The organism is Microbacterium sp. TS-1 (genome assembly GCF_000509385.1).
GTDB lineage: Bacteria > Actinomycetota > Actinomycetes > Actinomycetales > Microbacteriaceae > Microbacterium > Microbacterium arborescens.
Window position 1 is genome coordinate 1,794,030 of the sequence record NZ_BASQ01000001.1, and the last position, 10,470, is coordinate 1,804,499.

General features: G+C 71.4%; 9 protein-coding genes. 6 read left to right on the forward strand and 3 right to left on the reverse strand.

What is annotated here, in order from left to right; all coding sequences use genetic code 11:
- Positions 1-132: 132 nt before the first annotated feature.
- The 5 genes from MTS1_RS08370 (at position 133) to MTS1_RS08390 (ending at position 4,968) form a co-directional block, all read left to right on the forward strand.
- A complete protein-coding gene (locus tag MTS1_RS08370; RefSeq protein WP_023953049.1) occupies positions 133-675 on the forward strand; it encodes an ECF transporter S component in 543 nt (180 codons plus the stop codon).
- A 73-nt stretch (positions 676-748) separates the two neighbouring features.
- Positions 749-2,566 carry an ABC transporter ATP-binding protein gene (locus MTS1_RS08375; RefSeq protein WP_023953051.1) on the forward strand — a complete coding sequence of 606 codons (1,818 nt, stop codon included), beginning with the start codon at positions 749-751 and terminating at the stop codon, positions 2,564-2,566.
- Entirely contained in the window at positions 2,563-3,381 is an 819-nt protein-coding gene (locus MTS1_RS08380) for an energy-coupling factor transporter transmembrane component T (protein WP_023953053.1), read from the forward strand. Before MTS1_RS08375 ends, MTS1_RS08380 begins: the two co-directional genes overlap by 4 nt.
- A gap of 109 nt (positions 3,382-3,490) precedes the next feature.
- On the forward strand, positions 3,491-4,402 hold the full coding sequence (locus MTS1_RS08385) for a siderophore-interacting protein (protein ID WP_233494910.1): 912 nt from the start codon (positions 3,491-3,493) through the stop codon (positions 4,400-4,402).
- On the forward strand, positions 4,399-4,968 hold the full coding sequence (locus tag MTS1_RS08390; protein ID WP_023953057.1) for an ECF transporter S component: 570 nt from the start codon (positions 4,399-4,401) through the stop codon (positions 4,966-4,968). The genes MTS1_RS08385 and MTS1_RS08390 overlap by 4 nt, the downstream gene beginning before the upstream one ends.
- Before the next feature lie 115 nt (positions 4,969-5,083).
- Here the strand turns inward: MTS1_RS08390 and MTS1_RS08395 are convergent, their stop codons facing one another.
- The gene (locus tag MTS1_RS08395; RefSeq protein WP_233494911.1) at positions 5,084-6,283 is read right to left on the reverse strand and encodes a M15 family metallopeptidase; all 1,200 of its coding nucleotides are present in this window, start codon (positions 6,281-6,283) and stop codon (positions 5,084-5,086) included.
- A gap of 89 nt (positions 6,284-6,372) precedes the next feature.
- Between MTS1_RS08395 and MTS1_RS08400 the strand changes: the two genes are divergently transcribed.
- Positions 6,373-7,437 carry an Rv2578c family radical SAM protein gene (locus MTS1_RS08400; protein ID WP_023953059.1) on the forward strand — a complete coding sequence of 355 codons (1,065 nt, stop codon included), beginning with the start codon at positions 6,373-6,375 and terminating at the stop codon, positions 7,435-7,437.
- A 24-nt stretch (positions 7,438-7,461) separates the two neighbouring features.
- Here the strand turns inward: MTS1_RS08400 and MTS1_RS08405 are convergent, their stop codons facing one another.
- Together MTS1_RS08405 and MTS1_RS08410 are read right to left on the reverse strand one after the other, a co-directional pair.
- Positions 7,462-8,121 (reverse strand): hypothetical protein, encoded by a 660-nt coding sequence (locus tag MTS1_RS08405; protein ID WP_023953060.1) that lies wholly within the window; start codon positions 8,119-8,121, stop codon positions 7,462-7,464.
- Between the two features lie 111 nt (positions 8,122-8,232).
- Complete coding sequence (locus MTS1_RS08410; RefSeq protein ID WP_036304712.1) at positions 8,233-10,431, reverse strand: DEAD/DEAH box helicase; 2,199 nt, start codon at positions 10,429-10,431, stop codon at positions 8,233-8,235.
- Between the last annotated feature and the right edge of the window lie 39 nt (positions 10,432-10,470).

Sequence of the window (10,470 nt, forward strand, 5' to 3'; positions counted from 1 at the left end):
GTCAACCTAGCTCACAGTTCCGACACAAGGAACCCTCGGCTTTCATTCAGGTCACGGAAGCGCCACCCCGACCGAGGCATTTCTCACGGCCCACGAGGGAACCGCCCTGCGCGCGTCCCATAGGCTGGGCGGGTGGCCCCGGCATCCCGCCTTTCGACGCGCGTTCTGCTCGTCTGCGCTGCCATCGGCGTCGCCACAGGTCTGCTCGGCGGCATCGAGGGATGGCTCGCCGTCCCCGTCATCACGGGTCTGCCGATCGTCTACGGCTTCCTCCTCGGCATCCACGTGCTGCCCGGAATCGTCGCGCAGGAGACCCTGCGGCTGCCCTGGGTCGCGCTCATCACGCACCTGATCGCGGCGCTCGCATCGTCGGCCGTCGCGCCGCCCTACACGTTCCAGTTCCTGGGGACCGCCGTGCTTTTCGGCGGCCTGCAGGAGGGCGTCGCCGCTCTCGTCCGCTATCGCTCGTGGGCGCCCTGGCGGTTCTTCGTCTCGGGTCTCGTCATCGGCGTCGTCGTCGCCCTCGCGGTGTTCTTCGCCGCTCATCTCAGCGCCCTCCCGCTGTGGGCTCAGATCACCTACCTGATCCTGGCCGTGCTCGGCCCCGTCGTCTGGACGGCGATCGGCCTGTGGATCGGCGTCGGCCTCCGCCGCGCCGGCGTCGCCCGGCGCTGAGCCCCTGCCGGCCTTCCGAGCCCAAGTTAGGGTCGGCTAAGCTAAGCGCAACCGATCCGATCCGAGGACGCCCGTGACATCCGCCGCATCCGGTGCCGCCACGGCGGGGACGCCGGTCGCCGCGACCGCATCCGCGCCGCTGCTCGCCGTGCGCGATCTCGCCGTGACCTACGAGGGATCGGATGCCGCGGCGACGCGCGGCGCGTCGTTCACCGTCACTCCCGGCGAGGTCGTGCTGCTGCTGGGGCCGAGCGGTTCGGGCAAGTCGACGGTCGCGCTGACGCTCAACGGGCTCATCCCCCAGTCGATCCCGGCGACGACCGAGGGCACGGTGCTCGTGTCGGGCGAGGATGCCGCGACCACCCCGATTCCGCGCCTGAGCACCCGTGTCGGCATGGTGTTCCAGGACCCCGACGCGCAGCTCGTCACCGGCACCCTGCTCGACGAGGTCGCCTTCGGCCCCGAGAACCTGCGGCTTCCCGTCGACGACGTCCTCGACCGCAGCGAGCGGGCGCTGCGCCGGATGGGTCTCTGGGAGCGGCGGCACGAGAACCCCGACCGCCTCTCCGGCGGGGGACGCCAGCGCCTTGCGATCGCGTGCGCGCTGGCGATGGACTCCCCCCTGCTCGTGCTCGACGAGCCCACCGCGAACCTCGACCCCGAGGGCATCGAAGACGTCTACGCCGCTCTGGGCGAGATCGCCGCCGCCGGCGACCGGGCGATCCTGCTCGTCGAGCACAATCTCGACGCGGCGATCGGCTTCACCGACCGCGTCGTCGTCCTCGATCACGGCGGCCGTACGATCGCCGACGGCCCGATCGACGCGGTGCTGCGCGAACGGGCGGCCGAGCTGCACGAGATCGGCGTGTGGCTGCCGATCTCGACCCTCGCGGCCCTGCACCTCCGCGAGGCCGGCTACCCGCTCGACCCGCTCCCCCTGACGCCCGAAGAGCTGCGCGCGGGGCTCGAGGCCGCGGCATCCGGGCGCGAGAATCGGACGATTGCACCGTCGTCGGAGACATCCCCCGGTCCGCTCCGAGTTTCGCGCGACTCTCCGAGGCTCGCGACCGCACCCGCCGTCTCGGCGCGCGGTCTGACGCTGCGTCGAGGCCGGACGACGGTGCTGCACGACGTGGACCTCGAGGTCGCGACCGGCGAGTTCGTCGCGATCGTCGGCGCGAACGGGGCGGGGAAGACGAGCCTCGTCCAGGCGATCGCGGGCGTCGTCCGGGGACCGCGCGGGCGCATCGACGTCGGCGGTATCGACCCGAGCCGGGCGGACCCGCGCGCGGTGGCAGAGCGCATCGGGTTCGTCTTCCAGAACCCCGAGCACCAGTTCGTCGCGCACACCGTGTTCGACGAGCTCGCCCACGGCCTGCGGCGCCAGCGGGTGCCCGCCGAGGAGATCCGCGAGCGCGTCGATCGGATGCTGCGCCGCTTCGGCCTCGAGGCGCACGCCGACCGGCATCCGTTCCTGCTGTCCGGCGGTCAGAAGCGTCGGCTCTCGGTCGGCACAGCGCTCATCGCCGGCGCTCCCGTGCTGGCGCTCGACGAGCCGACGTTCGGCCAGGACCGCGCGCGCGCCGATGAGCTGCTGCACCTGCTGCGCGACCTCAACCGCGATGGCACGACGATCCTCGTCGTCACGCACGACATGCAGCTGGTGAGCGAGTACGCCGAGCGCTGCGTCGTCGTCGGAGACGGCCGCATCGTCGCCGACGGTCCGACCGCAGACATCCTCGGCGACGACGAGCTGCTGCGTTCCGCGGCGCTTCGGATGCCGCCGCTGCGGCGCGCCCTGCACGGACTCGACGTGTTCCCGGAGCTGGCGGGCGTCGCGCGTCTCCGCGATCTGCCGCGAGGCCCTCGAGACCCGCGAGGCCGGCGATGAGCGCGACGGCGACCACCGCGATCGATCCCTACGCGGCCGCGCCGGCATCGCGTCGGCTGCTGTTCCGGCTCAACCCGCTGGCCAAGCTCGCTGCGCCCGTCCCCGCGATGGTCGCGCTGATCTTCACGCGCGATCTCGTCACGCCGCTCGCGATCCTCGCGCTCGCTTACGCGGTGCTGATCGTCGGCGCGCGCTGGACGCTCCGCACCGTTCTGCTGATCGCGGTCGCCGTGCCGGTCGGCATCCTGCTCGTGGGCGCGGGGATGTCGCTGTGGGTCGACGCTGCGCGGGTGGCCGACACCCCCGTGCTGCTCCAGCTCGGCACGTGGAGCCTGCACGCCGGGGCGCTGCAGATCGGGATGGCGACCGGGTTGCGGCTCGGAGCGATCGCCGCGCTGGCGTTCATCGCCGGACTCACCACGACGGGGCCGGACCTCGTGCGGGCGACCGTCCAGCAGCTGCGGGTGCCCTACCGCGTCGGCTACACGGCGCTCGCGGCGTTCCGGTTCGTGCCGCGCTTCGGCTACGAGCTGGACCTCATCAGGCAGGCGCACCGGGTGCGCGGTGCCCACGGTGGGCGGGGGCCGTTTGCGGCGATCGCACGGTGGGGAGGTTACGTCGTCCCCCTGCTCGCAGGAGCCATCCGCCACGCCGAACGCGTCGCGCTCGCGATGGACTCGCGCGCTTTCGGCGCACACCGCGATCGCACCGAGCGCCACCTCGTACCGTTCCGGCGGCGTGACGTCGTCTTCATCGTGGTCTTCTGGATGGCCTCGGCCGCGATCCTCATTCCCCTTTTCCCCTGGACCCCCTGATGCCGGCCACACCCCATCGAGTCGCCACGTATCGCGGATGCGGGGGCACCCGCATCCGCATTTGCTGGCGAGTCGACGGGTTGTGGCGAGCCCGGAAAGGATGCTGCGCATGACCCGCAACCTCGTCAAGCCCACGACGCCCGGCCTGGTGCGTCTGGAGGTGCTACGCGCCGAGCGGCTCGCTCCGCACTGGATGCGGGTGACGTTCGGCCGCGGCGACATCGACCGGTTCGTGCCGCTCGGCTACGACCAGTGGTTCCGCCTCTTCCTGCCGCTCGGCGGCGATGAGGCCCTCGATCGCATCCCCGCGAAGGCCAACAAGCTGTTCGGGTACCTCAAGTACCTCCGCATCCCCGAGGGCGAGCGGCCGGTCATGCGCAACTACTCGGTGCGTGCGTACCGGCCGTCGGGACCGTCGGGCGGCGCCGAGATCGACGTCGACTTCGTGCTGCACGGCTCGGGACCGACCGCCGGCCCCGCCTCGCGCTGGGCCTCGCAGGCCCACGCGGGAGAGAGCGTCGTCATCATCGACGAGGGACTGCGCTTCAACCCCGAGCGAGGTGTCGACCGGGTGCTGCTCGTCGCAGACGAGACGGGTGCACCGGCCGTGGCCTCCATCTGCGCATCGTTGCCGGGAACGGCATCCGGGATGGCGCTCATCGAGGCTCCGTCGAGCGACGACGTGCTCGAGATCGAAGCGCCTCCGGAGGTCGATGTCCGGTGGCTCGTCCGGGCGCCCGACGCGAAGCCGGGGTCAGCCGCCCTCGCAGCGCTGAGCGCGTTGGCGCCGGGCGCCGTGCCTGCGCAGCCGCTCCATGCCTTCGTCGTCGGTGAGCAGTCGCTGCCGACCACCGCTCGACGGATGCTCATCGCCGACCACGGCATCCCGAAGGAGCAGATCAGTTTCGTCGGCTACTGGCGCGAGGGCGCGGGATCGCCGGCTCCGAGGTCGCGGGCGAGGGAACAGCACGCGCCCTCCGACGCGGCTCCGAGGTCGGCGGAATCGGAGGCAACGGCATGAGCACCTCGGCCCGATCTCGCGCCGCACGCGTCTCGACGGCGTACCTGCTGACCTGCGCAGCGATCGGCGTCGCGGCGAGCGCGTTGCTCGCGCCTGCGTGGGTCGCATCGACGACCCTGTTCCTCACGGTGCCGTTCGCGACGGTGGCGATCGCCGGGCTGTGGGTTCTCCCCGCCGTCATCGCTCTCAGGCTGCTGCAACGCCCGGGAGCGGGGCTGCTCGTGGGGCTGATCTCGGGGCTCGTGCTCGCGCCGTTCTTCACGATCGGATCGGTCGCGACCATGTTGTACTGGTCGTTCTTCCCCGAGCTGCCGTTCCTCGCGACGCTTTACCGGCGCTGGAACACGTGGCTGCACTACGCGGGTGCCGCGATCATCGGTGCGACCTACCCGGTCTTCGCGGCGCAGTCGTTCGACCTGTGGAGCATGGCCACGCCCGTGCTCGTCGGGTTCATCGCCCTGTGCATCGGGAGCTGCCTCGTGGCCACGTGGCTCGGCATCCTGATCGGCGACCGCCTGCGCGCCGCCGGCGTCGCGACCCTCGCCCGCCGCCGGACGCCCGCCTGACCCCCTCTTCCCCTTCCCCTTCCCTCCTCCGTCGACTCGCCGAAAAAGGCGGATGCGGGGGGTGCAGCATCCGCAGAACCTGGCGAGTCGACGGCCCGGCGAGCGCCGCGGCAGGTCAGTCGGCGTAGGTCGGGGCCGGGGGCATCCCGAAGAAGTCTTCGAGGGTGCGGTAGCCGCCGTCGGCGTAGAGCGCCGCCAGCTCGGGGCCGATGTAGCGCAGGTGCCAGGGCTCGTACTCGTAGCCGGTCGTGTCAGTGCGGCCGTCGGGGTAACGGATGATGAAGCCGAAGCGATGCGCGTTGGCGGCCACCCAGTCGGACTGCGCCGTGCCGCCGAACTGCTCGATGGCTCCGCATCCCCCGTCGCACGCGACGACATCGACGGCGAGGCCGGTCTGATGCTCGCTGTGGCCGGGGCGGGCGCTGGTGAGGTCGGCGTTGCTCTGTCCGAGCTGACCGACGTAGTTGCGGTACGTCGACACCTGGAAGTCGTACGAGCGGAACCCGCTGTTGACCCCGATCGTGCCCGCACCCTCGTCTCTCGCGGCTGCCGCGAGCTGCGAGAGGGCTGCTGCGACGTCCGCACGCATGTGCCCCCCGCTGGTCCGCTCGACGCCCTCGGCGCGCGCTTGCGGCTCGGGCCAGTAGTCGATCGGATCGAGCGCGTTGAGCTTGTTGACCACGACCCAGGTGCGCCCGGCCTCGTGCAGGTCGATGCACGGGGCCGCCCCGGTGGTGATCGCGGCGCGGAAGGGCTCGGCTCCCCCTGCCGCGGCGATGACGTCGGCGTCCGAGCCGGACGAGAGCGCCTCCGCGAAGCCCGGAGCTGAGCAGATGTCGCCCGCGGCGGCGGCATCCGTCGCGGCATCGTCGACCGGCTGCGCAGCGGAGTCCGCGTCACCGGACTGCGCGGGCGCGGGGAGGCTCGACGCGGTGGGCGCGTTGCCCGCCGTGTCGCCGAGGAGCGCGGCGACGGGGTCGGCGGCAGCGGCATCCGATCCGCTCAGCGCCGACGTGGTGCCGATGGCACCCGCGACGACGAGCCCGACGAGCGCGAGGGCCGCAGCGCCGGCGACGGCGCGGCGGCGGACATAGACGGATGCCGGCAAACGGACGGACGCCGTCAGGACGCCGGGCTCGGACGAGCCACCACCCTCGCGCGCCGGCGCGGATGCGGCATCCTCCGGCGGACGCGACACGGCAGACCCGGAACCGGCGGCGCGCTCGCGCAGCTCACGGCGCGTCGGAAGGGGTCGCGTCTCCGGCGACCGCTCGCGTCGCGAGCGACGCGTCTCCGGCTCGGTCGGGTGCGCCACGACCCCCATTCTGCCCTGCGAGCCCGCCGGCCGCCGGTTACGCCTCCTTCGTGATTGACATCGCTTCGAATTTCTGTTCGAATCTTCTCATGCGATGGCAGGGGCAGCAGGTGGGCGTGGCGGATGCCGCTGCTCTGCCCGGCCTCGAAACGCTCAATGGCCTCGTGCGCTCGGTGACGACGCCCGAGTTCGCGGGAGTGACCTTCCACGAGGTCATGTCACGCTCGGCGCTCAACCGGGTTCCGGGCCCGTCGGCGATGCCGTTCGACTGGACGGTCAATCCGTACCGGGGATGCACGCATGCCTGCGTCTACTGCTTCGCCCGTGGCACGCACGAGTATCTCGACATGGACGCGGGGGCCGACTTCGACTCGCAGATCGTCGTCAAGCTGAACGTCGCCGACGTGCTGCGTCGGGAGCTCTCAAAGCCGAGCTGGGCACGCGAGCAGGTCGCCCTCGGCACGAACACCGATCCCTACCAGCGCGCCGAGGGCCGCTACCGGTTGATGCCCGGCATCATCACGGCACTCGTCGACAGCGGCACGCCGTTCTCGGTGCTGACGAAAGGCACGCTGCTGCGACGCGATCTGCCGCTGTTGGCCGAGGCGGCGCGTTCCGTGCCGGTCGATCTCGCGATGTCGATCGCGGTGCTCGACGAGCCGTTGCGCCAATTGCTCGAACCCGGCGCGCCGACGTTCGCCGCGCGCCTCGACACGGTGCGAGCGGCCAGCGCCGCGGGGTTTCGGGTGACGGTGTTCCTCATGCCGATCGTGCCGCACCTCACCGATTCGACCGAGGTACTCGACGATGCCCTGAGCCGGATCGCAGATGCCGGCGCCGCCCGCGTCGTCTACGGCGCGATGCACCTGCGACCGGGCGTCAAACCATGGTTCCAGCAGTGGCTCGCGCGTGAACGCCCCGACCTCTTGCCGGTGTACCGCGGCCTGTACCCCGGGGCCGCGGTGCAGGCACCTCAGGGCTACCGGCGCATGCTCGCAGCGCGCGTTCGACCCCTGCTCGCGCGGCATCGACTGCGCGGCGGTCTCGAAGAGGAAGAGGCGCAGCCGAGCACCCGACGGTTCCGTCCGGGACCGGTCGTCACGACCTCGCGCGGCCGCGCCGCTGCAACGGCATCCGTTCCCACCCTGTTCTGAGCCGGCGGGAGGGCGGCGATGCCGTCAGCGCGGGAGCGCGGAGTGGACCGCAAGGGCGACGTCGCGGGTCGTGTCGGGCGTCGCGAGCTCTCCACCGCCGACGGTGATCCATGCGGCACCGTCGAACACGTAGGTCACGGCCGTGCTCACATCGCCCGCCTCGATGGCGTCGCCGGTGAAGACGGTCGCGGTGCCCGAGCGTTCCTCCGTGAAGGTGTCGGACGCGTCGCGGAGTGTCGCGATCAGGCGGGGAGCCGCCTCCGAGGCACTGACGACCGCTATCGACACCGCTCGTCCTGATCTGGGCACACCCCACAGGCAGGCCGTCGCATCATCGGACGCGGCGAGCGCGTCTTGGGCCGCGGGTCCGACCGGCTTCCACGTGTCCGTCGTGTCGGCGATCAGCACGACGTCGGCGCCAAAGGCGGCCTGGACGATCGCATCATCGACCTGAGCCGCGCACTCCGGGATGGCGAAGTGCGCCGGTATGCCGGTCCGCTGCGGCTCAGCTGTCGCGGTCGGCGTCGGGGACGAGTGCGCGGCCGACGAGGGCGGAGACGCCGCCGACGAGCCCGGCTCGGTCGCAGCGGGCGCGATCTCCGAGCCGGGAACTGTGCATCCCGACAGCAATAGAACCGCGGCGGCGCAGGCGGTCCCGATCGAGAGTGCTCGTGTGCGATGCATGCTCCTCAGCTCAGCGGCATCCGCCGTGCAGGGGAACCCGGTCGCGCCTTCATGAGAATGTCGCTAATGCGCACCCGCCCCCGCGCACGCGCGCGAGGGCAGGGCGTCGGGTCAGGCGTCGACGTTCGCGAGCTGTCGGCCCGAGACCTCCTCGAGGATGTCGTCGCCGGGGCGCACATCGTCGAAGGGGGCGTCGATCTCGGCACGCTCGAGCATCTCGGTCATGCGGCGGCGGCGCTGACGCGTGATGAGGGTGACGACCGCGCCCGAGCGACCGGCACGGCCGGTGCGGCCCGCACGGTGCAGGTACGTCTTGTACTCATCGGGGGCGTCGGCCTGGATCACCAGATCGATGTCGTCGACGTGGATGCCGCGGGCAGCGACATCCGTTGCGACGAGCACCCGCACCTTGCCGTCGGTCAGACGCTGCAGGTTGCGCGTGCGCTTGCCCTGGTTGAGGTCGCCGTGGAGCGCGACCGCCGCGATCCCGGCATCCTCGAACTGCTCGGCGAGCATCTCGGTGTAGGCACGGGTGCGGGCGAAGACGAGGGTCTTACCGTCGCGATCGACGAGGGAGTTGAGGATCTCGGCCTTGTCGCGGTGGTCGAGGACGAGCACGCGGTGGTCGATGGTCGAGGTGTCCTGGCTCTCGCCCGCGACCTCGTAGACGGCGGGCTCGACGAGGAACTCGTCGACCAGCGCCGCGACCTCGCGGTCGAGCGTCGCGGAGAAGAGCAGTTTCTGCGCGCCGTCCTGCACGAGGCGGAGGATGCGCTGCATCGGCTCGAGGAAGCCGAGCTCGCTCATGTGGTCGGCCTCGTCGAGCACGACGATTGCTACCTCGGAGAGGTCGAGCTTGCCCTGGTTCTGCAGGTCCTCGATGCGCCCCGGGGTGCCGATGATGATGTCGACGCCCTTCTTGAGCGCACCGACCTGACGCGCCTGCGGCACTCCGCCGTAGATCTGCGTCGTGAACAGGCCGACGCTGCGCGCGATCGCCTGCACGGTGCGGTCGATCTGCAGCGCGAGCTCGCGTGTCGGTGCGAGGATCAGGGCCTTCGGCGAACGCCCGAACTCGCGGCGCTTGCCGGCCTGGCTGCGCAGGATCGACTCGACGAGCGGAGCGCCGAACGCGATGGTCTTGCCCGAGCCGGTGCGGCCGCGGGCGAGCACATCCTTGCCCTCGAGGATCGGCGGGATGGTGGCCGCCTGGATCGGGAACGGGGATGCTGCGCCGAGAGCCTCGAGCTGACGGACGATGTTGTCGCCGAGGCCGAGGTCGGCGAACGACGACTGGGCGACGGATGCCGCATCCACGGCCTCCGCCTGCAGGCGCTCGTGGACGGTGTCGACGTGGTCCTGGTGGGCCTTCGACTTGGTCTCGGCGTTCCAGTCCGAACGGTTCGGGCGGTCGCCGAAGTCGCGGCGGGGACGGTCGTCGAACGAACGCGCGGGGCGGTCGTCGCGGCGCGGGCGGTCCGAGAAGTCACGACGCGGACGGTCGTCGAACGAACGCGCCGGTCGGTCGTCGCGACGCGGACGGTCGGCGAAGTCACGACGGGGACGGTCATCCCGGTTCGGGCGGTCACCAACGTCACGACGCGGACGGTCGTCGAACGAACGCGCAGGGCGGTCGTCGCGGCGCGGGCGGTCGCCGAAGTCACGACGCGGACGGTCATCCCGGTTCGGGCGGTCGCCGAAATCACGACGGGGGCGATCATCGAACGAACGCGCGGGACGGTCGTCGCGGCGTGGGCGGTCACCGAAGTCACGACGCGGACGGTCATCGCGATTCGGACGGTCCGAGAAGTCGCGACGGGGGCGGTCATCGAACGAACGCGCAGGGCGGTCACCGAAGTCACGACGCGGACGGTCGTCGCGGAACGAGGGACGCGCGTCGCCGAAGGTCCGGCGGTCGTCGCGAGGCTGCGCTTCGTAGGGGCGTCGGCCACCGGCATCCGATCGGCGGTCGTTTCCGTAGCCGCGCTGCTCGCGAGGCGCTCGGTCATCGCGACCACCCCGGTCGTCACGGAAGGAGCGATCGCCACGTCCGCCGCGGTCGTCGCGGGCCTGCGAACGGATGCCGCGGGCTTCGTCACGACCCGCACGGTCCTGTGAAGACCAGCGGTTCTTGCGGCCGGTGTCTTCGCTCTCGGCACGGTAGCCGCGGTGACCGGGGCTCTTGCTGCCGGGGGTTCCGGCCGACGACTGGCCGGGGCGACGCTTCGCGTCCTGGTACGAGGTCTTCTTGCCGTAGCGGGGCTCGAAGTTCTGCGCGCGGCCGCCGGCCGGCTTCTTGTTCTTGGGCATGGGTGTGTCCTTCTGGGTTCTCTGCACGAGAACAGCGCC

Coding starts and splice junctions, on each gene's coding strand:
- MTS1_RS08380 (WP_023953053.1), top strand. CDS start 2,563: ATGAGCGCGACGGCGACCACCGCGATCGATCCCTACGCGGCCGCGCCG.
- MTS1_RS08385 (WP_233494910.1), top strand. CDS start 3,491: ATGACCCGCAACCTCGTCAAGCCCACGACGCCCGGCCTGGTGCGTCTG.
- MTS1_RS08390 (WP_023953057.1), top strand. CDS start 4,399: ATGAGCACCTCGGCCCGATCTCGCGCCGCACGCGTCTCGACGGCGTAC.
- MTS1_RS08400 (WP_023953059.1), top strand. CDS start 6,373: ATGCGATGGCAGGGGCAGCAGGTGGGCGTGGCGGATGCCGCTGCTCTG.
- MTS1_RS08405 (WP_023953060.1), bottom strand. CDS start 8,121: ATGCATCGCACACGAGCACTCTCGATCGGGACCGCCTGCGCCGCCGCG.
- MTS1_RS08410 (WP_036304712.1), bottom strand. CDS start 10,431: ATGCCCAAGAACAAGAAGCCGGCCGGCGGCCGCGCGCAGAACTTCGAG.